At 57.9% G+C, this 24,545-nt stretch carries 28 protein-coding genes; 12 read left to right on the top strand and 16 right to left on the bottom strand.

The window, feature by feature from the left end; translation table 11 throughout:
* The first annotated feature begins 9 nt into the window (after window positions 1-9).
* From C8N45_RS03810 to C8N45_RS03825, 4 genes are all read left to right on the top strand, one after another.
* A complete protein-coding gene (locus tag C8N45_RS03810; RefSeq protein WP_108384841.1) occupies window positions 10-2,364 on the top strand; it encodes a TRAP transporter large permease in 2,355 nt (784 codons plus the stop codon).
* A gap of 134 nt (window positions 2,365-2,498) precedes the next feature.
* Entirely contained in the window at window positions 2,499-3,191 is a 693-nt protein-coding gene (locus tag C8N45_RS03815; RefSeq protein ID WP_108384842.1) for a phosphatidylserine decarboxylase, read from the top strand.
* A gap of 2 nt (window positions 3,192-3,193) precedes the next feature.
* A complete protein-coding gene (locus tag C8N45_RS03820) occupies window positions 3,194-3,925 on the top strand; it encodes a CDP-alcohol phosphatidyltransferase family protein (RefSeq protein WP_108384843.1) in 732 nt (243 codons plus the stop codon).
* A gap of 9 nt (window positions 3,926-3,934) precedes the next feature.
* Entirely contained in the window at window positions 3,935-4,558 is a 624-nt protein-coding gene (locus C8N45_RS03825) for a class I SAM-dependent methyltransferase (RefSeq protein WP_108384844.1), read from the top strand.
* Window positions 4,559-4,822: 264 nt separating this feature from the next.
* Here the strand turns inward: C8N45_RS03825 and C8N45_RS03830 are convergent, their stop codons facing one another.
* From C8N45_RS03830 to C8N45_RS03840, 3 genes are all read right to left on the bottom strand, one after another.
* Window positions 4,823-5,629 (bottom strand): arginyltransferase, encoded by an 807-nt coding sequence (locus C8N45_RS03830; protein WP_108384845.1) that lies wholly within the window; start codon window positions 5,627-5,629, stop codon window positions 4,823-4,825.
* A 93-nt stretch (window positions 5,630-5,722) separates the two neighbouring features.
* On the bottom strand, window positions 5,723-6,163 hold the full coding sequence (locus tag C8N45_RS03835) for an RDD family protein (RefSeq protein WP_108384846.1): 441 nt from the start codon (window positions 6,161-6,163) through the stop codon (window positions 5,723-5,725).
* An 85-nt stretch (window positions 6,164-6,248) separates the two neighbouring features.
* The gene (locus tag C8N45_RS03840) at window positions 6,249-6,683 is read right to left on the bottom strand and encodes a DUF2852 domain-containing protein (RefSeq protein ID WP_108384847.1); all 435 of its coding nucleotides are present in this window, start codon (window positions 6,681-6,683) and stop codon (window positions 6,249-6,251) included.
* Between the two features lie 406 nt (window positions 6,684-7,089).
* Between C8N45_RS03840 and C8N45_RS03845 the strand changes: the two genes are divergently transcribed.
* Both C8N45_RS03845 and C8N45_RS03850 read left to right on the top strand, forming a co-directional pair.
* On the top strand, window positions 7,090-9,852 hold the full coding sequence (locus C8N45_RS03845; protein ID WP_108384848.1) for a [protein-PII] uridylyltransferase family protein: 2,763 nt from the start codon (window positions 7,090-7,092) through the stop codon (window positions 9,850-9,852).
* Window positions 9,852-10,127: a hypothetical protein gene (locus C8N45_RS03850; RefSeq protein ID WP_108384849.1), complete on the top strand. Its 276-nt coding sequence runs from the start codon at window positions 9,852-9,854 to the stop codon at window positions 10,125-10,127. Before C8N45_RS03845 ends, C8N45_RS03850 begins: the two co-directional genes overlap by 1 nt.
* Here C8N45_RS03850 and eda read toward each other — a convergent pair.
* Both eda and edd read right to left on the bottom strand, forming a co-directional pair.
* Window positions 10,124-10,765: a bifunctional 4-hydroxy-2-oxoglutarate aldolase/2-dehydro-3-deoxy-phosphogluconate aldolase gene (eda, locus tag C8N45_RS03855; RefSeq protein WP_108384850.1), complete on the bottom strand. Its 642-nt coding sequence runs from the start codon at window positions 10,763-10,765 to the stop codon at window positions 10,124-10,126. The genes C8N45_RS03850 and eda overlap by 4 nt on opposite strands.
* 59 nt (window positions 10,766-10,824) lie before the next feature.
* Window positions 10,825-12,630, bottom strand: a complete 1,806-nt coding sequence (edd, locus tag C8N45_RS03860; protein ID WP_108384851.1) for a phosphogluconate dehydratase — start codon at window positions 12,628-12,630, stop codon at window positions 10,825-10,827.
* A 253-nt stretch (window positions 12,631-12,883) separates the two neighbouring features.
* On the opposite strand from edd, the gene C8N45_RS03865 reads away from it, so the two are divergent.
* From C8N45_RS03865 to C8N45_RS03875, 3 genes are read left to right on the top strand one after another with little or no spacing between them, the layout of a single operon-like run.
* Complete coding sequence (locus C8N45_RS03865; RefSeq protein ID WP_245882531.1) at window positions 12,884-13,435, top strand: DUF6778 family protein; 552 nt, start codon at window positions 12,884-12,886, stop codon at window positions 13,433-13,435.
* 44 nt (window positions 13,436-13,479) lie between these two features.
* The gene (locus C8N45_RS03870) at window positions 13,480-14,688 is read left to right on the top strand and encodes an RSP_2647 family RNA methyltransferase (protein ID WP_108384852.1); all 1,209 of its coding nucleotides are present in this window, start codon (window positions 13,480-13,482) and stop codon (window positions 14,686-14,688) included.
* Window positions 14,685-15,224, top strand: a complete 540-nt coding sequence (locus C8N45_RS03875) for an RSP_2648 family PIN domain-containing protein (RefSeq protein ID WP_108384853.1) — start codon at window positions 14,685-14,687, stop codon at window positions 15,222-15,224. The genes C8N45_RS03870 and C8N45_RS03875 overlap by 4 nt, the downstream gene beginning before the upstream one ends.
* 47 nt (window positions 15,225-15,271) lie before the next feature.
* On the opposite strand, the gene C8N45_RS03880 is transcribed toward C8N45_RS03875, so the two are convergent.
* From C8N45_RS03880 to C8N45_RS03895, 5 genes are read right to left on the bottom strand one after another with little or no spacing between them, the layout of a single operon-like run.
* On the bottom strand, window positions 15,272-15,958 hold the full coding sequence (locus tag C8N45_RS03880) for a M48 family metallopeptidase (protein ID WP_108384854.1): 687 nt from the start codon (window positions 15,956-15,958) through the stop codon (window positions 15,272-15,274).
* Between the two features lie 40 nt (window positions 15,959-15,998).
* Window positions 15,999-17,186, bottom strand: a complete 1,188-nt coding sequence (locus tag C8N45_RS03885; RefSeq protein ID WP_108384855.1) for a vWA domain-containing protein — start codon at window positions 17,184-17,186, stop codon at window positions 15,999-16,001.
* Window positions 17,187-17,357, bottom strand: a complete 171-nt coding sequence (locus C8N45_RS23125; protein ID WP_168769390.1) for a hypothetical protein — start codon at window positions 17,355-17,357, stop codon at window positions 17,187-17,189. It lies immediately after the preceding gene.
* A gap of 11 nt (window positions 17,358-17,368) precedes the next feature.
* Window positions 17,369-18,715: a DUF2927 domain-containing protein gene (locus tag C8N45_RS03890; protein WP_108384856.1), complete on the bottom strand. Its 1,347-nt coding sequence runs from the start codon at window positions 18,713-18,715 to the stop codon at window positions 17,369-17,371.
* Window positions 18,712-19,170 (bottom strand): GNAT family N-acetyltransferase, encoded by a 459-nt coding sequence (locus C8N45_RS03895; protein ID WP_108384857.1) that lies wholly within the window; start codon window positions 19,168-19,170, stop codon window positions 18,712-18,714. The genes C8N45_RS03890 and C8N45_RS03895 overlap by 4 nt, the downstream gene beginning before the upstream one ends.
* Window positions 19,171-19,249: 79 nt before the next feature.
* Here C8N45_RS03895 and C8N45_RS03900 point away from each other — a divergent pair, with 79 nt between their 5' ends.
* Entirely contained in the window at window positions 19,250-19,615 is a 366-nt protein-coding gene (locus C8N45_RS03900; protein WP_108384858.1) for a hypothetical protein, read from the top strand.
* Here the strand turns inward: C8N45_RS03900 and C8N45_RS03905 are convergent.
* Window positions 19,612-20,451, bottom strand: coding sequence for an AAA family ATPase (locus C8N45_RS03905; RefSeq protein WP_108384859.1), 840 nt, complete (start codon window positions 20,449-20,451; stop codon window positions 19,612-19,614). The two genes, C8N45_RS03900 and C8N45_RS03905, sit on opposite strands and share 4 nt — an antisense overlap.
* Window positions 20,452-20,634: 183 nt before the next feature.
* On the opposite strand from C8N45_RS03905, the gene dksA reads away from it, so the two are divergent.
* Window positions 20,635-21,057, top strand: a complete 423-nt coding sequence (gene dksA / locus C8N45_RS03910; protein ID WP_108385153.1) for an RNA polymerase-binding protein DksA — start codon at window positions 20,635-20,637, stop codon at window positions 21,055-21,057.
* Entirely contained in the window at window positions 21,005-22,198 is a 1,194-nt protein-coding gene (locus tag C8N45_RS03915; RefSeq protein WP_245882533.1) for an FAD-dependent monooxygenase, read from the top strand. Before dksA ends, C8N45_RS03915 begins: the two co-directional genes overlap by 53 nt.
* Before the next feature lie 4 nt (window positions 22,199-22,202).
* Here the strand turns inward: C8N45_RS03915 and C8N45_RS03920 are convergent, their stop codons facing one another.
* The 5 genes from C8N45_RS03920 to C8N45_RS03940 are packed head-to-tail and all read right to left on the bottom strand — an operon-like array spanning window position 22,203 to window position 24,470.
* On the bottom strand, window positions 22,203-22,523 hold the full coding sequence (locus C8N45_RS03920) for a hypothetical protein (RefSeq protein ID WP_114427808.1): 321 nt from the start codon (window positions 22,521-22,523) through the stop codon (window positions 22,203-22,205).
* Between the two features lie 19 nt (window positions 22,524-22,542).
* The gene (gene xth / locus C8N45_RS03925) at window positions 22,543-23,343 is read right to left on the bottom strand and encodes an exodeoxyribonuclease III (RefSeq protein ID WP_108384861.1); all 801 of its coding nucleotides are present in this window, start codon (window positions 23,341-23,343) and stop codon (window positions 22,543-22,545) included.
* A 57-nt stretch (window positions 23,344-23,400) separates the two neighbouring features.
* A complete protein-coding gene (locus C8N45_RS03930) occupies window positions 23,401-23,607 on the bottom strand; it encodes a hypothetical protein (RefSeq protein ID WP_108384862.1) in 207 nt (68 codons plus the stop codon).
* Window positions 23,608-23,649: 42 nt separating this feature from the next.
* Complete coding sequence (locus C8N45_RS03935; protein WP_108384863.1) at window positions 23,650-24,147, bottom strand: hypothetical protein; 498 nt, start codon at window positions 24,145-24,147, stop codon at window positions 23,650-23,652.
* Window positions 24,147-24,470: a HesB/IscA family protein gene (locus C8N45_RS03940; RefSeq protein ID WP_108385155.1), complete on the bottom strand. Its 324-nt coding sequence runs from the start codon at window positions 24,468-24,470 to the stop codon at window positions 24,147-24,149. Before C8N45_RS03940 ends, C8N45_RS03935 begins: the two co-directional genes overlap by 1 nt.
* Window positions 24,471-24,545 lie beyond the last annotated feature (75 nt).

The following is a 24,545-nucleotide window of genomic DNA, read 5'->3' on the forward strand; positions in this document are numbered from 1 at the left end:
GGTAGAGACATGCTTTTCGGACTTGATGGCATTGAAGTCGGTATTCTTATCGTCTTTCTGACCCTTTTTGCTGGCATCCTGTCAGGGTTCCCGGTGGCCTTTGCGATCAGCGGCTCGGCGGTGATTTCATTTGCGATCATTGCGGGTCTGGACGGCACAGGTTTGCTGATCCATGCCGCTGTTGATACCAACTCGGCGGAATATGCGGCCCTGATTGCCGAAGGCGTCAAGCCAGATGCGATATCTGTGTTTCGATACCCCGACTTGCCCCGATACGAGGATGTGCTGTTCCCCAATGGCTGGGAAGTGGCGCTGGACCGCAACATCAGCTTTGTCGTCAACCGCATGAACGAACGGGTGCTGGCAGGCCAATCGATCGAGACGCTGCTGGCCGTTGTGATGTTCGTGATGATGGGGATCGTGCTTGAACGGTCGCGCATCGCCGATGAACTGCTGACCACGATGGCCAAGGTGTTTGGCCCGCTGCCTGGCGGTCTGGCTGTTTCTATCGTCATCGTGGGTGCGTTTCTTGCGGCCTCTACCGGGATTGTCGGTGCGACTGTCGTGACAATGGGCCTTCTTGCGCTGCCCACAATGCTCAAGAACGGCTATTCGCCTGAACTGTCGACAGGGGTCATTGCGGCCTCTGGCACATTGGGGCAGATCATCCCGCCGTCCATTGTGATTGTTCTGTTGGGTACTTTGGCGGGCGACCTATATTCGGCTGCACAGGAAGAGCGGGCGCAGTTGGTTGGCTGTTCGGACGCGCTGACTTACCTGGGTGAGCCTGCTGTTGTTTCAGTCGGGACCCTGTTTCAGGCGGCCTTGCTACCCGGCATTCTGCTGGCGGGCCTTTATGCAAGCTATGCGTTCGGCTTTGCGCTGTTGAACCCCAGCAAGGCGCCGCCCGTGCAATTTGAGCAAACCACCGGCGGAGAGATTGTGACCCGCAATGAGGCGCTGACATGGTTCCTTACGGTGCCGGCTGGTCTGATCGCATTGATGATCGGGCTGGGTCAGGTGGGCGTTGTCGGTAATCAGTCCGTAGTTGTGGACAGCTTTACCGACGCGGGCCTAACTGCATCATTGCGCACCAATGTGTCAGAAGAATGCGCCGTCGCCATTCAGGATCTGCACGGGGAAGAAGCATGGAACACTGCACTGGCAGAGCAGGCCGCGATTGACGATGCCGGTGGCGTTAGAGAAGCCCGCGCGCTGACCGATGAAGAACGCGCGGCACGGGTGTTGCAGCGTGTCGCCGAAGCGCCGTTGATTGGTACAGGTATTGCGCTGGGGGCGCTGTTGTTCGGCCTGATGCTGGCGGTTGCGCGTGGTGTTGCTCCTTCGGCTAATCCACTGCCACTGCTTATTGGTGCTGGTGGGTTGGTGTTGATGCTGTTGGTTGACGCCCTGTTGATATCGCCGCTGACGACTGCCGGAACGACAACCCTGCTGATCGCGATTCCGGTGCTGATCGCCTTTATCGGGCTGCGCGAAGCCGCAGGCCATTTGGCGCGCAATGAAATCCTGCGGGTTGTCTTTCCGCCGTTGGTGCTGATTGTCGCCGTACTGGGCTCGATCCTTGGCGGGATCACCAACCCAACACCCGCTGCGGCCCTCGGCGCTGGGGGTGCGATCTTGCTGGCGGCCTATCGCAAGCTGAAAGAACAGGGCCGGTCCGGGCGTATGGTTCTTTGGACAGCGGCAGCTATCGTGGTCATGCTGTTGATTGGTGTGAATTTTGACCTGCGAATGGGGAAACAGGTTGTGCTGCTTGAAAACCGGATCGCCTATCTGGTGGCGTTCGGGTGCTTCCTGTTTGCCATGTATGGTCTGCTTTGGTCCTGTGCGGTGCTGCTCAGCGGGGGGGTGCTTGCGCCTGTGGTCCGCGAAACGGCCAAAGTCACCTCGATGGTGTTCACAATTCTGATCGGGTCGCAGTTGTTGAACCTTGTGCTGATCTCGTTCGGGGGCGAACATTACATCCAGCAATTCCTGCGGTCTTTCGATAATGAGTGGCAGGTGTTCCTGTTGGTCATGCTGGTGTTGTTCGTGCTTGGCTTTGTGCTTGATTTTCTCGAGATCATCTACATCGTCATCCCGATTGTCGGACCTGTCATTTATGGCGGCACCTTTGACCCCAAGTGGGTGACGATCATGATCGCGGTGAATCTGCAAACATCCTTCCTGACCCCGCCGTTCGGCTTCGCGTTGTTCTACTTGCGCGGGGTTGCGCCGCGGTCGATCACAACCGGGCAAATCTATCGGGGTGTGATGCCGTTTATCGCCATTCAGGTGGGGGGGCTTTTGTTGCTTGCACTGTTCCCTTCCGTTGTCACGATTGTTCCCAACCTGTTGAACTAGCGCCGTCAATTCGCATTCAGGGCGCTGTGTTTGCGGGTGCATCTTGCGCTGGCGTTTGTGGTCTGTCAGGAGTCCTCCAGCGTTTTGCACTGGCGACGGCCTGTGTGACGCGCTTTATGACATGGGGTTAATCAATGACGATGCTGGGCACCTTTATCAAACCGATGCACCCCGAAGGGCAAAAGTTTGTCGCCATTTTTGCAGCCGTGACGCTTGTGCTGTTTGTGATTTGGCAACCGTTGGGATGGGTCGGCGTGGGCCTGACGGTCTGGTGCTACTATTTCTTTCGCGATCCCAAGCGGACCACACCGACACGCGATGGGCTGATCATCAGCCCCGCTGACGGTGTCGTTTCACTGATCGAACAAGCTGTTCCCCCACCCGAGTTGGGGATGTCCGATGCCCCGCTCACGCGGGTCAGCGTCTTTATGAATGTGTTCAATTGCCATGTGAACCGGGCACCGATCGCAGGCGAGGTCGTCGCGGTTGCCTATCGGCCCGGCAAGTTTTTCAATGCGTCGCTGGACAAGGCGAGCGAACATAATGAACGCAACTCGCTGTGTCTGCAAATGGCCGATGGTCGTCAGATTGCGGTTGTCCAAATTGCCGGACTCGTGGCCCGCAGGATCGTGTGCTTCATTGAAAAAGGGGCGCAATTGCAAACCGGTGAACGCTTTGGGTTGATCCGTTTCGGGTCCCGCGTGGATGTATACCTGCCAGATGGCGTGAACCCGATGGTCGCCGTGGGACAAGGGACAATTGCAGGCGAAACAGTGTTGGCCGATTTGACCGGATCAGAGCCTGCACGCAACGGCAGGACGGCCTAACGATGGCCAGCGAAGGACCTGCCCGCCGCGATTTGCCGGTCATTGCGCTGTTGCCCAACATGGTTACGCTGGCAGCGATCTGCGCCGGCCTGACGTCGATCCGGTTCGGATTTCAGGGCGATTACGAACGGGCGGTGATGTTGATCCTGCTGGCCGGGTTTCTGGACGGGGTCGACGGCCGTCTGGCACGGCTTTTGCGCAGTGAAAGCAAAACCGGTGCCGAACTGGATTCGCTGGCGGACTTCCTGAATTTCGGTGTTGCGGCGCCGCTTTTGCTGTATCTGTTTGTGCTGCACGAATTGGGCGGGGCTGGCTGGATTGCGGTGCTTGTCTTTGCCGTCTGTGCGGTCATTCGGCTGGCGCGTTTCAACGTGCAAAGCCGTTCAGACCAGGGAAAAGGCGACCCGCGGTATTTTGTTGGTGTGCCCGCACCCGCTGGTGCCCTGTTGGCGATGATGCCGATGTACGGATCATTCCTGTTTTCAGACTCCCCAATTCTACCTGCGGGCGTTGATGCAATTTGGATCGTTCTGGTGGGGTTGGCAATGATCAGCCGGTTGCCCACCTATTCTTTCAAGTTGTTGACCGTGTCGCGATCAAACGTGCAATACTTCCTTCTGGGGGCAATCGTCCTGATTGCAGCGCTGCTCACTTACATCTGGGCGACGCTTGTGGTGCTTAATCTGCTCTATATTGCAGCTGTCCTTTGGGCGTGGCGAGACAAAAAGAGGTAGGAACGACAAATGGAGATTGGCGCAGTCAGTGCGACTTATGCCCGTTGGGCGCCCATTTACGACAAGACCTTTGGCAAAATTACAAATGCCGGGCGTCGCAAGACCGTCGCCCATGTCAACCGGCGGCAGGGAACGGTACTGGAAGTCGGTGTCGGCACTGGGTTGGCCTTGCGCGAATATGACCCGCATCTGGCCGTAACCGGAATTGATTTCAGCGAAGAGATGCTTGCCAAAGCACAGGCCAAGGTGGTGGAGGAGGATCTGACGCATGTGAAATCCTTGCGACAGATGGATGCGCGCCTGCTCGATTTTGCTGATGACAGTTTCGATACTGTTGTTGCGATGCACATTGTATCCGTTGTGCCGGAACCTGAAAAAGTCGTCGCCGAAATGGCGCGCGTCTGCAGACCTGGCGGCCAGATTGTCATCACCAACCATTTCTCGCGCGACAAGGGGTTTTTGGCGATGGTCGAGCGTTTGACCGCGCCTTTTGCCAATCTCCTTGGTTGGCACTCGGATTTTCCGATAGATGCCGTCATGGGTGAAGAAAACCTTGAAGCGGTGGAACAGCAGTCATTTCCGCCTGTTGGGCTCATGACGTTTCTGGTGTTTGAAAAGCGCGTGACGCAATAGGCCAGTAATCCCTGCGACCCTATCGCGCTTCGCGAAAAACCTGAGCCACAGCTTTTCGGGAAACGCCCTGCACCGATGATATGCATGTGCGTTTCGCCATTCGCTGATACCTCGGGTCAAAGCCAAAGATGCAAATGAGGGCGGCCGATATGACTGGCCAGATATGATGTTACTGCGTGACGCAGTGTATGTCTTGCAGCATATGTCGTCCCCTTGAGGACTGGCACGTAATAATCCCGCAAGCGGGTTTTTTTGGCGCCAACTTCAGTTCCGTCCGTCGGGCAGGTGAATGCGTGCCACCTGTTCGGCAATCGGATCGGTGGACAGGGGATGCACATCGGCGTCATGCTCGCTGGGGTCCGATAGCTGTTTCCACGCGCCGCCGGTGTAGACTTCCAGCCCTTTGAACTTTGCCTTGTATCCCATCTTGGGACTGCCCGGCACCCAATAACCCAGATAGACATAGGGAAGGCCGAGGTCTTGGGCGATCTTGATGTGATCGAGTATGATATAGGTCCCAAGCGACAGTTTTTCGAGGTCGGGATCAAAGAAGGAATAGACCATCGACAGCCCATCATCGAGGATATCGGTCAGGCAAACGGCTCTGAGGGAATTGTCTTCTTCATATTCGATCAGCCGCGACCGAATGGGCGTTTCTTCGACCATGGCGGCGAATTCGAACATATCCATATCGGCCATCCCGCCTGTGGCGTGGCGTCCGTCAAGATATTTGCGAAACAGAGCGTATTGGTCTTCGGTGGCCCAAGGCGACGTGGCGCGCCGCTTGAGGTGGTCCGCACGTTTATTCACCCGGCGCTGGCTGCGGCTTGGCGTGAACAGCGAAACGTCGATCCGGGCTGACATGCAGGCAGAACATTCAGCGCAGGACGGCCGATAGAGCACATTCTGCGAGCGGCGGAACCCTTGTTTGGAGAGTGAATCATTCAACTTGTCTGCCATCTCTCCTTGCAGCGCTGTGAACAGCTTGCGCTCCATCCTGCCCTCCAGATAGGGGCAGGGTTGGGGGGCGGTCACATAGAACTGCGGTGCGATGGGTAGTGTGTGGCGCATTAGACATTCCGGTTGGGTCGCGACGACCTTAACAATCGAATATCGCTGCGCCAAGCCCCTCGCTTAATAGAAGCTTAACAGCCCCTTCTGGCCTTAACCGTGTCTGTTGATCATGACCGTACCAAGCAGCATATCGGTCAACCCTTGACCACGGGCGGTGACCATCATCATCACGATGGAAATCAATTGAAGCGGGGATACGGCCACGCTGATCGTATATCCGAGTGTGTGTGCCAAGGCCGCAGCGGAATCAAGCCTGCGCCCGCGATGATCGCGCAACTCGATGCCTGTCAGTTGCATTCCCCATGTGGCCGACCCGCCTGCAATGGTGAACCAGCGATAAATGAAACCGACCACCAGCATCATGAATGGAAAGAAAAAGACCCCGGTGAATGCCGTAAACGGCAGGATCAGCACGCAGAGCACGCCAATCAGGACCATATCCAGAAGCCATGCAAACGCGCGTTTGAACAGAACACCCTGATAGAATTGCGGAAGTGTCTGCGGATCAGGAAGAACGGGTGAATTTAGCATCTGGAACCTCCCTTCGGGGGCTTTGGTGTGGCTGCAAACGGGCCCCTCCGGCAAAAGAGGAGCCCTGTCGGACATTGGCCCCGGATTAAGCCGGGCGGTTTGGTTCTTCGTCGTGGTCGCCGTTTGGCGTGCTTTTGGCCCGGTCATTCATGAATTGGTCGAACTCGGCTTTGTCCTTTGCTTCACGCAGACGCTCAAGAAAGTCTTCGAATTTGTCCTGTTCTTCCTCCAGACGGCGCAGCGTTTCGGCCTTATAGGCGTCAAACGCGCTGTTGCCCGAGGATTTGTTCATGTGCCTTGCGGCGCTGCGGGTCATTTTTGTGCAGGATTTGCTGAACATACGTTTGCTCCAGATCATATAGAGAAGAAGGGCGAGGCCGACGGGCCACACGAAGATGAAACCAAGAACCATGGCGGCAATCCAAGCGCCTTTGCCACGCTCATCAAGCCACATCTCAGCTTTGGCAAAGATGCCAGGCTGCCGGTCATAGGCGATTGGGGAAGGGGTGGCGGTGTTCATCGTAGGCTCCTTATCTGATTTGCGTTTATGTGAATGCCTTTCACATTAGGAGATATTGGTGTTTTGACGCAGCGGCGCAAGGGTAAATGTAAATGTTTTTTACATTTACATTTTTATAATAATAAAATCAGTAACTTGTATGCAAAAAATCTCTTTTAGAAGGGTAGTGGCAAGTGGAAAAATGTGCCTTGTTGCGCCCGCTGCTTCATGGGTTTCATCAAAATCCGGCAATCCGGGGTCAAGAAATGGGCGGATCGGGTGCAGATGTCCCGCAGTGGCGTGGCCACGACTGGCAAAGCCTGTGGGTTGCCGGATCAGGCTATCGCTCAGCTTGTCCTTCTGATTTGTCGGCGCTTGCGGGCCGGATGCGATTGACCCGCACGGTGGCGCGACGCAATGTAGCGGTATGTCAATTGCCGCCCGCCAGACCCGCTGCCCTGATCCATACGAGCCCGACCGTGGGGCGGATGCGGTTGCGCATTTGCCGGAAATAGAGCGCAGCCTGCAGCCCCTGATTGCAGGGACTGCCGGGTGCAGTCCCTATCTGGCCGGGCTGATCGCAGCAGAGGCCGATTGGCTGCCACAGGCGATGGATGATCCCGAAGCGGCAATCGCTGAGATCATGGCTAAGGTGCCATCGCTTGCGCTGTCCGAATTGCCCGCAGGACTGCGGCAGGGCAAGCGGCGGATCGCCCTGCTTGTGGCGCTGGCCGATCTTGCCGGCGTCTGGCCGCTAGAACAGGTCACGCAAGTGCTGACCGATTTCGCCGATGCGTCGGTGCAGGCCTGCCTGACCGAACTTGTGGCCGCAGAGGTGGCGCGCGGCAAGCTTCCCGGCGGTGATGACCCGGCGTTGGCGGGGGGCATGACTGCTCTGGCGATGGGAAAGATGGGTGCGGGCGAGCTGAATTATTCTTCAGACATCGACCTCATCTGCTTGTTTGATGAAACCCGCTTTGACCCTGATGACTATCACGACGTGCGGTCCGCCTTTATCCGCGTGACCCGCAAGATGACCGCTACCCTGTCTGATCTCGCCGCCGGTGGGTACGTTTTCCGGACTGACCTGCGCCTGCGCCCCGATGCGTCCGTCACGCCCGTCTGCCTGTCGATGGAAGCCGCCGAGCGGTATTACGAAAGCGTCGGGCGCACGTGGGAACGTGCTGCCTATATCAAGGCGCGTGCCTGCGCGGGCGATATACCTGCGGGCGCTCGGTTTCTGGAAACCCTTCGGCCTTTTGTCTGGCGGAAACATCTGGATTTTGCCGCTATTCAGGATGCCCACGACATGCGCCTGAAAATCCGCGACCATAAGGGCCTGCATGGCGCGTTGGTGCTGGAGGGCCACAATATGAAGCTGGGCCGGGGTGGCATTCGCGAGATCGAGTTCTTTACCCAGACCCGGCAGTTGATTGCAGGCGGGCGCGACGTGTCTTTGCGCGTTCGCCAGACACGTGAGGGGTTGTCGCGGCTTGCAGATGCCAACTGGGTCCCACACGAGGTGGCCGATACGCTTTATGGTGACTACCGTTTTCACCGTGAGGTGGAACATCGGCTGCAAATGATCGGGGATGCGCAGACCCATACCCTGCCCAATGACACAGATGGTTTTGACCGGCTGGCGGCCTTTATGGGGCGCGATGTGGCGGGGTTGCGTAGCGAACTGACCCGCCGACTGGAGCAGGTACATGGGTTGACCGAAGGGTTCTTTGCCCCCGATGCGGCCCCTGCGCCGGTGACTGGCGACTGGGGAAAGGACGTCACGGACCGCTGGCCAAGTTATCCCGCATTGCGGACCTCGCGCGCGACCGAGATTTTTGCGCGCTTGCGCCCGCAGATCATGGCAAGCTTGCAAGAGGCTGCCAAACCGGACGAAGCCTTGGCGCAATTCGACGGGTTTCTGGCGGGGTTGCCCGCGGGGGTTCAACTGTTTTCGCTGTTTGAAGCAAACCCGCAACTGACCCAGTTGATTGTTGATATCGCCGCTACGGCACCCGCCTTGTCGCAATATCTGTCACGCAACGCAGCGGTGCTGGATGCGGTGATTGGCGGCAGCTTCTTTGATCCGTGGCCGGATTTGCCCGAACTGGTGGCCGCCCTGCAAGCCGTGTTGCGGGCCGCAGACGACTATGAAGCAAAGCTGATCGCCGCCCGCCGCTGGGCCAAAGAGTGGCATTTCCGGATCGGCGTGCATCATCTGCGCGGGCTGATCACGGCGGACGAAAGCGGGCAGCAGTATGCGGCGTTGGCTGATGCGGTGCTGACCGCCCTCTGGCCCGAAATCGTGGCGGAATTTGCGCATAAACACGGTTTACCGCCGGGGCAGGGTGCCGTGGTTCTGGGGATGGGATCGCTGGGCGCGGCACGTCTGAATGCGGCGTCCGATCTTGATCTGATCGTGATCTATGATGCGGACGGAGTTGATGCGTCGGACGGGCGGCGTCCGCTGGCCACACGCGCCTATTATGCCCGGCTGACCCAGGCGCTTGTGACGGCACTCAGCGCGTCAATGGCCGAAGGGCGTTTGTACGAAGTGGACATGCGCCTGCGTCCATCGGGCAGGCAGGGTCCCGTGGCCACGTCGTTTGATTCCTTTTGCAACTATCAAAGGGACGAAGCCTGGACATGGGAACATCTGGCACTGACACGGGCGCGTCCCGTCGCTGGCAACCTTGAGATCGGGGCCAGGATCGAATCCTTCCGCGTGGCGCTTCTGGCTGAAAAGGGAAAAGCGACCAAAGTTCTGAGCGATGTGGCTGACATGCGCGACCGGATCGCCGGGGCAAAGGCGCCTGCGGGTGCGTGGGATGCAAAGATTGGTGCTGGCCGTTTGCAGGATACGGAACTTTTTGCGCAAACCGCCGCGCTTTGCACAGGCAGTTCGGCGCGTGAAGCGCCCGCCCAGTTGGCGGCGGGGGTGGCGGCAGGGTGGCTTGGCGACCAACAGGCGCGCGCGGTCGGTGATGCGTCGCAATTGATGTGGAACATTCAGGCCGCGACCCGTCTATTGACAGACGGGGCGATTGACCCCGACACATTGGGCGAAGGGGGGCGCAGGTTCTTGCTGCGCGAAACCGGGTTTGACACGATGAGCGATTTACTTGATGCGATGGAATCCGCCGCTGCCGCCGCCGATGCTGTCATATCAGCGAAACTGAAAGAGCCGTGATGACCAAAGATCCCAGAGACCCCAAAGGTCTGATCCGCGAAGCCTATCTCATTGACGGGATTACAGCCGCCGAATGCAGGTCTATCTTTCTGGATTGGGCGTTGGGAGTGCCGGTGGAAAAGGATACGCAGGCGCAAGTGCGGGCACTGTTGCTGGACTATGCCGAGCAGCCCAACGACCATCCGATGACACAAACGTTGCTTGCCGCACTGCATGATGCGCCCCCCCCACGGCGGCGCGGCGGCCGCGCGGGGCGCTTGGGAACCGAAAGCTAGCGCGACAAGGCCGCGGCTTCGCGGGCAAGCGCTGTGATGCCTGCCCAGTCACCGGCCAGCACTTTGTCCTTAGGGGCCACCCACGAGCCGCCAACGCAAAGAACGTTTCCCAAAGACAGGTAATCATTGGCATTTTTCAGGCTCACGCCGCCGGTGGGGCAGAATTTTACCTGCGGAATCGGCGCACCAATGGCCTTGAGGGCCGGCGCGCCGCCGTTGGCTTCGGCGGGAAAGAACTTGAGCACGTCATAGCCGCGCTCTAACAGGCGCATCGCTTCGGTTGCGGTGGCAACACCCGGTAGCAACGGCAGGTCGTTGGCTTCGCATGCATCCAGCAACAGGTCTGTGGCCCCCGGTGAGACACCAAAGGTCGCGCCCGCTTTCTTGGCGTTTTCAACGTCTTTGGGGGTCAGCAAGGTGCCTGCACCTACGGTACCACCCGGCACGGCTGCCATCTCGCGGATCGCATCTAACGCGGCAGGAGTCCGTAATGTCACTTCCAGCGCGGGCAATCCGCCTGTAACCAGTGCTTCGGCCAGAGCCGCAGCATTCGCAGCGTCGTCAATCACCAGAACCGGAACGACGGGCGCAAGGTTGCAGACTTTTGCAGCGGCGATTGAGGCGTCTTGTGGGGTCATGATGTGTCTCTTGTGTTTGATGCGCGGCGCAGGGCGCAATAATGAGTGATGCGTGCAGCCTAGATGACCACACCGGCCCCGTCTGCGGCAAGGCCAACGTTCTGGCGGAAGGCTTCGAACAATTCGCGGCCAACACCGGTCCCATTGCCCGTCAGGTCAGCCTGTGCGGGTGTCCGTGTGCCCAGATCGACGCCCAGAACATCCAGCGTGCCCTTTGTGGCGTCAAGCCGTACGATATCGCCGTCCTGCAACAGCCCGATCGGGCCATTGTCGGCGGCTTCGGGGCAGACGTGAATGGCCGACGGCACCTTGCCGGAGGCGCCAGACATGCGCCCATCTGTGACCAAGGCCACTTTCAGCCCGCGATCCTGCAGCACGGCCAATGTCGGTGTCAGGCTGTGCAGTTCGGGCATGCCGTTTGACTTTGGTCCCTGAAAACGGACCACGATCACAGTATCGGCAGTGAAATCGCCAGCCTTGAATGCGTCCTTCACCGCTTCCTGCGTGTGGAAAATGCGGGCAGGGGCCTCGATGATGTGGCGTTCTTCCGCGACCGCAGAGGTCTTGATGACGCCCCGCCCAAGGTTGCCGGAAAGTTGTGTCAGGCCGCCATGGGCATGAAACGGGTTGCTGGCGGGACGCAGAATTTTTTCATTCAGCGATTTGCCCTCGCCGGGTGCGTAGGTGACGCGACCATCAACCAACTTGGGGTCTTGTGTGTAACGCTCCAACCCGCTGCCTGCGGCTGTCTTGGTGTCATCATGCAGCAAGCCCGCGTTCAGCAGATCGCCAATCATGAAACCAAGTCCGCCTGCGGCGTGGAAGTGGTTCACGTCTGCAAGCCCGTTGGGATAGACCTTGGCCATCAGCGGCGTGATCTCGGACAGATCGCTGAAATCTTGCAGATCAAGGATCACACCGGCGGCGCGCGCCATGGCGGGCAGGTGGATGACCAGATTGGTTGACCCGCCGGTGGCCATCAATCCGACCAATCCGTTCACGAATGCTTTTTCATCCAGAATGTCACTCACAGGCGTATATTCATTGCCCAAAGCAGTGATTTGCAGCGCACGCTCGGTTGCGGCGGTTGTCAGTGCGTCGCGCAAAGGCGTGCCCGGATTGACAAAAGACGCACCCGGCAGGTGCAGCCCCATGAATTCCATCAGCATCTGGTTGGTATTGGCCGTGCCGTAGAAAGTGCAGGTGCCTGGCCCGTGGTAAGAGGCCATTTCCGCCTCCATCAGTTTGTCGCGACCGACTTCACCGGTGGCAAACTGCTGGCGCACCTTGGCTTTTTCATCATTTGGCAGGCCAGAGACCATGGGCCCCGCAGGCACAAACAGGCTGGGGATATAGCCAAAGGTCGCGGCAGCCATCACAAGCCCGGGAACAATCTTGTCACAAACTCCCAGATAGAGGGCCGCATCAAAGACATTGTGTGACAGACCAACACCGGCAGCCAGCGCGATGACGTCGCGCGAAAACAACGACAGTTCCATCCCCGTCTGGCCCTGTGTCACGCCATCACACATGGCGGGCACGCCACCCGCAACCTGCGCTGTGCCGCCGGCGGCCCGTGCTGCTGCGCGAATTTGGTCGGGGAAATGTTCAAACGGCTGATGGGCCGACAGCATGTCGTTATAGGCTGTGATGATTCCGATATTGGGTGTGCGCGCCTCTGTGAGCGCAGATTTGTCTGTGCCCATCGCGGCATAAGCATGCGCCTGATTTCCGCAGGTCAAATGCGCCCGTCGGGGACCCTCTGCGGCAGCTTTCGCCATCGTATCCAGATATTTACGGCGCGGTCCTTCGGATCGTGCTCTGATTCTGTCCGTGACCGCAGTGATGGTGGGGTGAAGTGCCATTGCGAACCTCTTGTGGATGTCGGGCTTCGCCTAACATATCGTGTTAGCGCTAACAAGTAACATTGATGTGCTGCATCGGCGCATGACCAGCGCCGGGTCACGCGCGTTGCAGTGCGGTCGGCGCCATCGACCTGGAATGCAGTTGGTTTCCACAATCCCGTCACATTGCGGGCCTAGGAAACGCAGTTGAAACGTCAACGAAAGCGCATTTATATCGACGAAACGTAAATGTCATTGAAAAGCAGGGAACGTGATGAAACTGGGAAAACTGATCTGTTTGCTCATGATACTTGTGACATTGGGCGCATGTACAAGTCAACTCGGGGGCGAGCCACGGCCGGATATCGTACGCAATTACGCCCTGCGTGGGCTGACCTTTTCAGCTGTCCCCGACCTTGTCGTGTCCGAGGAGGCGGCGCTGTATCCCATCGCCGATGTCGTCTGGCGGGGCGACCCGCCGGGGCCGCGGATCGCGCAGATCGAGGCGATGTTCGAAACGGCCGTCGCGCGTAACAGAACGGTTCTGGATGGACCGCAACCGATTATTATCGACATTCAGTTGATCCGGTTTCACGGTGTGACGGAACGCACCCGCTATTCGGTAGGGGGAATTTACAACATCATTTTCTCGATGACCGTCCGGGATGCAGGGTCAGGTGCGATAATTGAACCGGCCCGCGTGATCGCGGCCAACCTCGACGCCCCCGGCGGCAGTGACGCCATCAGGCTGGAACGCTCGGGCCAAACCGAAAAGGTGCGCGTGACAGAGTTTCTATCTTCGGTTCTGCAGGCTGAATTGTTGTAGTCAGATGGCTTTCCCCTGCGGATGAAAGCGCGTAGGAGAACGCCATGACACAAAAAGACACGCCCGCAAGCCGCCCCACAGTCCGATTGATTCCCAAAGCAGAGGCGCGCGCCATCAGGCATGGCTTTCCTTGGGTCTATGCCAACGAATTGGTCATGGACAGGCGCACCCGTGGTTTGGCTCCCGGCACAATCGCCACTCTGGAGGATGCAAATCGCACGGCAATGGGGGTTGTGGCGGTCAATCCGGCGTCCAAGATCATCTGCCGGATGCTGGATCAGGATCCGGATGCACAGATCGATCAAACATGGTTTGAGGCGCGGATTGCGCGCGCGCTTGCGCATCGCGACCGGCTTTATCCGGATCCGTTCTATCGTTTGATCCACGCCGAATCCGATGGGCTGCCCGGGGTCGTCATTGACCGGTTTGGCGACGTGGCCGTTGTGCAACCCAACGCCGCATGGGCAGATGTTCTGATAGGAATGTTGGAGGCCGCCCTGGTTGCTGTCACGGGTGTTGCGACCGTGGTCGTGAACGGTAACGGGCGCGCGCGCACGCTTGAAGGTCTGCAAGAGCGGATGGATGTATCCGTCGGCGTGCGCCCTGATGCGCCGCTGGCCGTTCCCATGAACGGGGCCATCTATATGGCAGATGTCATGGGCGGGCAAAAGACCGGTCTGTTCTTTGACCAGCGGCCCAACCACGCCTTTGCCGCAAGTCTTGCGAAAAATGCGCGCGTCCTTGATGTGTTTTCGCATGTGGGCGGGTTTGGGCTTGCCTGTCTGGCCAATGGGGCGGCCTCTGTGTTGGCTGTTGATGGGTCTGCACCTGCGCTTGAACTGGCGCAGGCGGGGGCGGCGCAAATGGGCGTGACAGACCGGTTTTCTGTACGTAAGGGGGATGCATTCGATAGTTTGACCGCGCTTGCAGACGCGGGCGCGCAGTTTGATCTGGTGGTCTGCGACCCGCCAGCATTCGCCCCGTCACGCCAGTCACTCGACGCGGGGCTGCGCGCCTATGAACGGGTGGCGCGTCTGGCGGCGCCCTTGGTCGCCGATGGCGGCTATCTGGCTTTGTGCTCTTGTTCGCATGCAGCTGACCTGTCGAAATTTCGCAATGCGTCATCCCGTGGCATCGGACGGGCCGGGCGCCGGGGCCAGATCATTCACACCGGCTACGCTGGCCCCGATCATCCACAACTGCCGCATTTGGCAGAAACCGGTTATCTCAAAGCGATTTTCTACCGTCTATGAGAGTTCTGGTAGATGCCTGTGTGCTTTATCCTACGGTCATGCGCGAAGTCATTGTCGGCTGCGCACAGCAGGGAGTGATCGAGCCCAGATGGTCAGCCCGCATTTTGGAGGAATGGGCCCGTGCAGCAGCGAGATCGGGACCCGAACATGAGGTTTTGGCGCGCGGTGAAATTGCGATGCTGGGCGTCGCTTTTCCTAATGCGATCGTGCCCGTGCATCCGGGGCTGGAGGCCCGGTTGTGGCTGCCGGATGCCGATGACGTGCATGTGCTGGCATCCGCTATCGCGGGGTCTTGCGATGCGATCCTGACGGTGAATGCAAAAGATTTTCCGGGAAGTCTACTGGCTGAGGAGGGCGTGTTTCGGGCTGATCCGGATGCTTTCCTGCGTGGGCTTCTGGAGGAATGCCCCGAACAGGTGCGCGGTGTGGCCGATGCTGTTTTGGCCAAAGCAAACCAACTCTCTGACCGGCCTTGGGAAATGCGTGCGCTGATGAAAAAGGCGCGGCTGCCGCGTTTTGGCAAGGCGCTGGCATAAAAATCTTCTCGAAGATTTTGGGCGTCAAATTTTTCTAGAAAAATTTGTCACTCCACCACCCATTTCGCTTCATTTGCTTCTATTGCAGCGATACGTTGTGCCGTTTTTGGATGGCTCAGCATCCATGCTGGTGTCGCGGCCCCGTTGGCGCCGGTCAGTGTTTCAAGTTTCGCAAAAAGTGATTTTTGCGGGCCGGTGCCAATGCCCGCCTTCACAAGTAGTGCGGATGCATAGGCGTCTGCCTCAAACTCGTCCTTGCGCGACAGACCTGCAGCCACGAGACGCATCAAAATATTGGCTACCCAGATGCCCACACCGGGCAGAAACCTGTTCAGGATCATGGCCAAAGCCGTCCGCATCGCGTTCTGGCCGGAAAAATCGATCATGCGCCGCCGGGAATGGCCCAGAGCCACATGCCCAAGTTCGTGGGCGATGACGCTGGCCAGTTCCTCTGACGTGACTTCGCCATTGCGGTATTTGTTGAAAAAACCGCGCGTGATGAAGATGCGACCGTCCGGGGCCGCCAGACCGTTGACCGGCTCGATCTCGTAAATATGCACCTTGATCCGAGCGATATCCAACGCAGCTGCCATACGCTCGGTCAGCACCTTCAGAATCGGGTCAGCAAGTTCCGTCGATTGCGCATCCAATTCCTTGGCCGTGCGCCACATGGAAAATCGATACATGACAAGGCCGTATAATACGGCCAACAAGATGGGGGCCAGTTTGATCATATCTTTGATATGGGGCGTTTGGCAGGCCGCGCAAGTCGGCTCATCTGCCTAAGGCTTTCATGCCTGCCTCAATCCCTGACAGTGTCATTGGCACCATCCGGTCAGGGCCAAAGATTTGCCGGATCATTTGGATCGATTGGGTATATGGCCAGTAGCGTTCCTCAAGCGGATTGATCCATAAATGGCCGGGCCATTGATCGCGGGCGCGGGACAGCCATGTTTCGCCGGATTCCTCGTTCCAATGTTCGTTTGCGCCACCTTTGTAGGCAATCTCGTAGGGGGACATGCTGGCATCGCCGACAAAGATGCATTTGTAGTCCGGACCATAGGTGCGCAGGATCTCCCATGTCGGGGTCTGCGCGTCCCAGCGGCGGCGGTTGTCGCGCCAGACGCCTTCGTAAAGGCAGTTGTGAAAGTAGAAATGCTCAAAATGCTTGAATTCGGATTTGGCGGCGCTGAACAGTTCTTCGACCACTTTGATATGCGGGTCCATTGAGCCGCCGATATCAAGGAACAAAAGCACCTTGACCGCATTCCGCCTTTCCGGTCGGGTCTGCACATCCAGATAGCCGTGTTCTGCCGTTGCACGGATCGTTCCGTTAAGATCAAGTTCGTCCGCGGCACCGTCGCGGGCCCAGCGGCGTAGTCTTTTCAGGGCAACCTTGATGTTGCGCGTGCCCAATTCAACTGTGTCATCAAGGTTCTTGAATTCGCGCTTGTCCCAGACTTTGACTGCGCGTTGATGGCGGCTTTCCGTCTGGCCGATGCGCACGCCTTCGGGGTTATAACCGTAGGCGCCAAAGGGGGATGTGCCGGCTGTGCCGACCCATTTGTTGCCGCCCTGATGGCGTCCCTTTTGTTCCTCAAGCCGTTTCTTCAGCGTTTCCATTAGTTTGTCAAAGCCGCCCATGGCTTCGATTTCGGCCTTTTCGGCGTCGCTGAGATGTTTTTCGGCCAGCTTTTCCAGCCAGTCGGCGGGGATATCAACGGCGTTCAAGACCGCCTCTGCCGGGATTTCATCCAGGCCCTGAAAGGTCGCTGCAAAGGCGCGGTCGAACTTGTCCAGATGTCTTTCATCCTTGACCATGATCGTGCGGCCAAGAAAATAGAATGCTTCGATATCGTAGGTCGCAAGCCCCGCTTTCATGCCCTCCAGAAACGACAGAAATTCACGCAGTGATACAGGCACCCCGGCTTTGCGCAGATTGTCGAAGAAGGGCAGAAACATCTAGACGTAGCTACGTTCGATAAAGATCAGGATGAACAGGCCGACCAGCCCAAAGATGATTGCAAAGGCCGCCGCCCATTGCAAAAGGTCAAACAGTTTGCCGCCACGCATCTTTGCACGGACAGCCCCCAGGACTGCACCAAACAACAGACCGGCGAGTGGATAGATCATGTGGAAAACCTTTAGTTTGTGCCTGTTTGCGGCGGCAGGGACGCTATTTCGTTCAGCCGGTCAATGACGGCTTCCCGACTGCCGAACCCATATAGCGCCCACCCGAGGCTGTCCAGTCGGACCGCCATAGCTGCGTCAGTTTCGCCCTTCAGATCAAGGGCTTCAGCCTGAAACATCATCAACAGCGATAGCAGAGCCGCGTTCTGGTGGCTGCGGGCAAACGGGATGGCCTCTTTGGTGATTGCAATGGTTGCATCGGCATCACCGGATATCAAAGCAAAGGCCGCCAGCTGGACGCCAATATGTGCCGTATGAATGCGGGTGATCGGGGTCTGTCGATAGGCCCGTCCGGCGGTGGTGAATGCCCCCAGTGCCAGACTGGCGTCATTGCCCAGTTGCAGACGACCGTAGGCATAGTTGGCGAATCCTTCGCGGGTGCCTGTCCAGCCAAGATTGCGTCCGATATCAACGGCTTGCAAGGCGGCTTGCCTGCGGCGCGCCTCGGTTGATCTGTTGCTGAGCGAGGTTTCGATAGCCTCGATCCATTGCCTTGATGTGCTGGACGGGATGCGCCCGCCAGCGCGCTCTCCGCGCGGGTTGATGCGGGCAAGGATACGGGGCAGGCGTGCCGCGACTTCACGTTCTTTCATGCCGCTGCGCAATTCCGGCGCATAGAATGCGCGCAGGATCAGCATGTCAAAGCCGGTTAGGACAGCGTGAATATTGTCGTCGTTAAAGACAGAATCGGGCAGGCGATAAAGGTCGTTGAGCGGGCCAAGAGCCTGTGCCAGTTCTTCGTGCAGACAGTCGCGGATTTCCTGCGGGGTGCCATCGGACGGCAGGAAAATCGCTGCTGTCTCGCGGGTCTGTAATGTCGCCCAGTCAAGTGTGGGTGTGCCACGCGCGCGGCGCAGTTCCGTCCAACTTGTGACGCGGGGCACGACAAAACAGGCGGCATTGGGGGCCACCCGCTGCAATGTGCGCGTGGGAACAGGTTCAATCGTGATATTTGCCGTTGCCGATTTGGTGAGCGTGATGTCGATGCCCGCCTCGGACCGCAGTCGCGACAAGAGCGTTTCAAGATCGACACGCAGGCTTGGGCTGGGCTGACCTGTGACGCGCACGGTGATTGGTCCTTCGAACCGCGTCAGCCGTGGCAATTCGCGGCCGCTTTCCATGCGAAATGCCAGATCAACGAAATCAAGTGCGATTTCAGAGTTCGGGCGCGTGGCCGGGCCGGGGCTTTCAGCGGCAAAGGTGCGCATGGCGGGAAACTTCAGCCGGATCGGGTCTGGGCCCTGCGGCACGGTCGCACAGGCCCCTAGCAACGCCAATGCTATCGGCAAGAGCGCTTTCATGTCGGGCGCTGATATTTGATGAAGTTTGTGATCTGGCCCACCCGATCGTACAGTTGCCTGCCGGCCACGTTATCATCCTGTGTCAGCCAGTAGACATTGGATACGCCCGCATCATCCGCAGCCTGATACACCGCTTCGATCAACTTGCGGCCCACGCCAATGCCCCTCACAGCGGGCGCGGCATAAAGGTCCTGCAAATAGCAGACATTTTCGATCCGCCAGCAGTGGCGGTGAAACAGATAGTGGGTCAGCCCGACAGGAACGCCATTGCGTTCGGCAATCAATCCACTGAAATCATGATCATCATCGCCAAGCAATCGGGCAAAGGTGCTTGCGTAGACCTCTGCGGGCAAGGTGGTTTTGTAGAAGGTCAGATACCCCTCCCACAGCTCGCGCCATATGTGTTCGTCGTCCCTGCGCAAAGGCCGGATTATCGTCTGCGCCCCTGAGTCCATTCTTATTGCTCGCTCTGGTTTTGTTCAGACAATACTGTCCTTGCCCAGTGATACCAGTCAAATAGCGGGGATGTGATAAATGAACTTGAGATGCACATGGGCACTTTTGGTCCTTTGTGCAGGACCTGCGGCGGCACAACCCTACAGCCAAAGCATGGCCGAATGCGCCGCTTTCTTCAGTTCGTGGCGTTCGTCGATCCAGCGCGAAGAGAATCTTGAAAACCTCGAGATCGCCGAAAACCGCTGGCTGAGTGCTGCCTATGCGCAGGCTCAGGCCGAAGGGGTGGAAAAGCCGCAGGCCTACACCGCCGATATATTTGTGGCAAAGCGCGACGAATGGATCGAGAAAGGCGGCATGGCTGCCCTGACGCAGGATTTCAAAGACTGGGCGGCATATTGCCGCAGCTTCGGGCGCGACCGCGGGATTGATTACGACTTCGACTAACGTCCGCCGCGCGCCATAAACGCCAGCCTTTCGAACAGATGCACGTCCTGTTCGTTCTTCAGCAAGGCCCCATGCAGTTTCGGCAATGCGTTTGCACCGTCACGCTTGAGGTCTTCTGGGCTCAGATCCTCGGCCAGCAAAAGCTTGAGCCAATCAAGTACCTCCGAGGTGCTTGGTTTCTTTTTCAGGCCCGCCGTTTCGCGCAATTCGTAAAACTGGGTTAACGCCGTAGTGAGCAGTGCGTCCTTGATCCCCGGATGATGGACAGCCACGATTTTGCGCATTGTGTCGATGTCGGGAAATCGGATGTAGTGGAAAAAGCAGCGGCGCAGAAACGCGTCGGGCAGTTCCTTTTCATTGTTGGATGTGATGATGACAATGGGGCGGTGGACGGCTTTGACGGTCTGACCCGTCTCGTAGACATGAAACTCCATCCGGTCGAGTTCTTGCAGCAAATCATTCGGAAATTCGATGTCCGCCTTGTCGATCTCGTCAATCAGCAACACCACCTTGCCGTCTGCCCCAAACGCCTGCCACAGTTTGCCCTGCTTGATATAATTGGCTACGTCGTGCACCCGCTCATCGCCCAACTGGCTGTCGCGCAGGCGGCTGACCGCGTCATATTCATACAGACCCTGCTGTGCTTTGGTTGTCGATTTGATGTGCCACTCAATCATCGGTAGCCCCAAAGCAGCGCTGACCTGACGGGCCAATTCGGTCTTTCCGGTGCCCGGTTCGCCTTTGACGAGCAGTGGCCGTTCGAGTGTCACGGCAGCATTCACCGCCATGGTCAAATCGTCGGTTGCGACATACGCGTCGGTGCCTGTGAAGTGCATATTTTTCAGTCCTTTGGCTTTGTTCGCAACCTAGCAGGACTTCACGGATCATCAACAGGTCGAAAACGAACTAAATCGGGGGGTGACAGTGAGTAATTGAGAGGTTAAACCCCGCGACACAAGGGGATTACGATGCGGTTTGGGGGAACCTCACGTCGCGTTGGAGGTCAAAAGGGTATGACGATGAAAGCCGAAGTTTTTTTGCCAGATGATTATCGCCCGGTTGAGAGCGAACCATTCATGAACGAGCGCCAGACAGAATATTTCAGGCGAAAGCTGATGAACTGGCGGTCAGAACTTCTTGAGGGTAGCCGCGACACTGTCGCCGGCATGAAAGACCAGACCCGCAATATACCTGACGTTGCAGACCGTGCCTCTGAAGAAACCGACCGGTCGCTGGAATTGCGCACACGTGACCGTCAGCGCAAACTTGTGAGCAAGATCGACGCGGCGCTACGCCGTATTGAAGAAGGCGAATATGGTTATTGTGACATGACGGGTGAGCCTATCTCGCTCAAGCGGCTTGACGCACGGCCGATCGCCACGCTGAGCCTTGAGGCGCAAGAACGCCACGAACGCCGCGAGAAGGTCCATCGCGACGACTGATCATAACGCGGGGCGCGACATTGCCATCATTGGCGGCGGGATTGGCGGGCTGACAGCTGCGCTGGCCTTTGCGCGCAGCGATGCACATGTCACTGTCTACGAGCAGGCTCCTGCGTTGACGGAAGTCGGTGCAGGGCTTCAGATAACCCCAAACGCCGCACGTGCACTTAACAAGCTGGACCTGACCGGTGCGATGGGTGTGACCGGACTGCAAGCGGATGCTGTTCTGCCGATGGACGGGATCACCGGCGAACAGATCGCCCGGTTTGATCTGGGCCAGCAATCGCCACCTTACCGCTTCTTTCACCGGGCCGCCCTGATCGACCTTCTGGCCCGCGCCTGCGATGCGCAAGGTGTCACGGTCCGCCTGAATTGCCGTATTGAGCAGTTCCATGACGATGGCTTTGTTGTGAGAGGGCAGGACATCCGGCCAGATTTGATTGTCGGCGCGGATGGGCTGCGTTCGGAGGTGCGTAGTCAGATCCTGCCTCCGCGCGATCCGTTTTTCACGGGGCAGGTGGCATGGCGCGCGATGGTCAAGCTGCCTGACATGGCACCGGTCGCCCGCATCTGGATGCTGCCCGGTCGCCACGTGGTGACTTATCCGCTGCCCAATGGGCGGGTGAATATCGTCGCGGTGCAGGAACGCGATGATTGGGCCGCCGAGGGCTGGCATCACAAGGACGCCCCCGACAATCTGCGCGCCGCTTTTGCAGATGCGGCGCCGGAACTGCAAGCCATTCTGGATGCGGTCGATCAGGTGTTTCTGTGGGGGCTGTTCCGCCATCCGGTTGCCGCAAGATGGCACAGTGGCCGCTTTGTGCTCTTGGGCGATGCGGCCCATCCGACCCTGCCGTTTCTTGCACAGGGAGCCAATCTGGCGATTGAAGATGCCTATGTGCTGGCCCGGTCTTGTGGCGAAAAGGCTGATATCAGCGACGGTTTGCAAACCTACCAATCCGCACGCCAGCCCCGCGTCATTCGGGCGATCAATGCGGCAAATTCAAACGCAAAAAGCTATCACCTCTCTGGGGTGAAGCGCAAAGTGGCCCATACAGCGCTGCGCACGATGGGGCGTATTGCTCCTGATGCGTTTCTGGGGCGCATGTCATGGCTTTATGATCATGATGTGACAGGCTGAAAGATTACCAGTTCCGGCTGGCCTGATGGGTCACACGTTCCAACACTTCAAGGCTGCGCCAGTCGACCCGGTAGATCTCGTCTTCGATGTTCATATAGACCCATCCATCGCTGACAGGCGGCAGGCCGTAATAGCGGACATTCATCATCACCGAATATTCGCCGCGTTCAATCACTTCCCCGATCTTGACTGGCCCGGGTTTTGGGGCGCGCGTCTGCGGGACCGCCACACAGTTGGATCCTGCAACCTTGATCCTGCATTGGGCCTGTGCGGTCAGGGGGAGCGCGGTCAGCAGAACCGTGCAAAGCAACCGGTGAAGGATCAAATGTCGGCTCCTTTCGGTGTCATGCGGCCAGATCGACCCAGACAGGCACGTGGTCAGAGGGTTTGTCGCGTCCGCGCACTTCGGACTCGATCCAGCAGTTATTAAGCAGATCGGCGCATTGCGGTGTCAGCAGGAAATGGTCGATGCGTATACCGTCGTTTTTGTTCCATGCTCCGGCCTGATAGTCCCAGAATGAATAATGGCCCGAACCCGCCTCGCAAACGCGGAAAGCTTCGGTCAGGCCCAGATTTTGGATGCGGCGGAAAGCATCGCGGCTTTCGAGGCGAAACAACGCATCATCGCGCCACGCCTCGGGGCGGGCGGCATCCTCGGTCTGGGGGATGATGTTATAGTCGCCGGCCATCAGTGCAGGTTCTTCTGCGGCCAGCAGTTCTTGCGCGCGATCGTGCAGCCGTTGCATCCAGCGCAGTTTATAGTCGTATTTGGGGCCCGGTGCCGGATTGCCATTGGGCAGGTATAACCCGCAGATGCGGATCGCCTTTTTACCTACAACAGTGGCTTCGATATAGCGCGCTTCATCATCGTCGGCACCTTCGCGTCCGGCACCTTCCGCGCCGGGCAGGCCGCGGGTGACATCCTCCAGCGGGAGTTTCGACAGGATAGCGACCCCGTTGAACCCCTTTTGCCCGTGGGTTTCGACGTTGTAACCTTTATCCTCGAATATTTCGCGCGGAAATCCTTCATCGACCGATTTGATTTCCTGCAAGATCGCGACGTCAGGCTGCTGTTCAACAATCCAGTCGGTCAGGGCACCAATGCGTGCTTTGATCCCATTGATGTTGAATGTCGCAATTTTCATAAGGCACCCCCAGCAGTCAGCAAAGGTTTGCCCCAGTGCACCTGAATGCACAAGCCATTAGCTGTGTTCGTATTTCGCCCGCTTTTCCGCTCGTGCGGGAATATCGGCCAATGCAGCCGACAGGCCGGGGAAATATGGGCCCGTGTGCTTGTTCAACACCTGCATCGCACCCGCACGGAAAATCAGGAACTGCACCAGAACCACGGCTGAAAATAGCAGCATTGCGAGTTCACCGCGGGTGATTTCCAAGATTTGTTCAACCATTTTCAACGGTCTCCTGTCTAAGCTGCTACTTTTCATACCACATTACAGGCGGCGACGCAAAAGATCACGAAAAGCAGCATAATCAGCACGTCGCTTGCGCAGGTCAGATATAAGGCGCCCCATGCGTTGGTAGTAGGTGTGGGTAAGAAAAAAGATAACACTGGCTAACCCAAAGGCACCCAGTGCCGTGGGCGCATCGGCAACGCCATAGACAAATGCGGTTAGGGCCCCGATCATGCCTGCAATGCTGGTGCTCAGCATGAAACGGCTGGGCAGCATGTTTTGTTCTGCATTGCCGATATCATCCTCAAGATCGCGGATCAGGTCCGCGAAAGTCTCTCCCATCGCCTCGGCCACATCATCAGTGGTGATCTGGTTTGTCTTGCGAATTTCGTCAAAAATCCGGTCGCGCAGGTCAAGCCGGGATTGGGCGGTGCGCAGGGCATCGCGCAGCATCTGGTCAATCTCGGCGTCGCGATCAAGGGATTGGCCCTGCACCTGATCAAAGATCAGTTTTGCAAGCCGGTCGTTATTTTCCATTACATCGAAAACGATGTGCCGCAGCCACAAGATGACGTTGCATTCGGGTTATTGATCACAAAACGGGCGCCGATCAGTTCTTCTGTGAAATCGATGGTGGCGTCGGCCAGAAAGGGCAGGGACACGCTGTCGATCACCACGGTTTCGCCCTTGTCAGACAGGATAAGATCATCATCCTTGGCATCATCAAGGTCGATTTCATATTGAAAGCCCGAGCAGCCGCCCCCTTCGACGGCGATGCGCAGTGCCTTGCCTTGCGAGGCGGCACCAATTTCAGCCAGCCGTTCAAAGGCGCGTGTCGTTACTTTTGGTGGGATCGTCAGCATTTTGCGACCTGTCAGTTTGTGTACATTTACAATATAAGGGCAGGAGGCAAGACGAACAAGACAGGCAAAAAT

This window comes from Yoonia sediminilitoris (genome assembly GCF_003058085.1).
GTDB classification, from domain to species: Bacteria; Pseudomonadota; Alphaproteobacteria; order Rhodobacterales; family Rhodobacteraceae; genus Yoonia; species Yoonia sediminilitoris.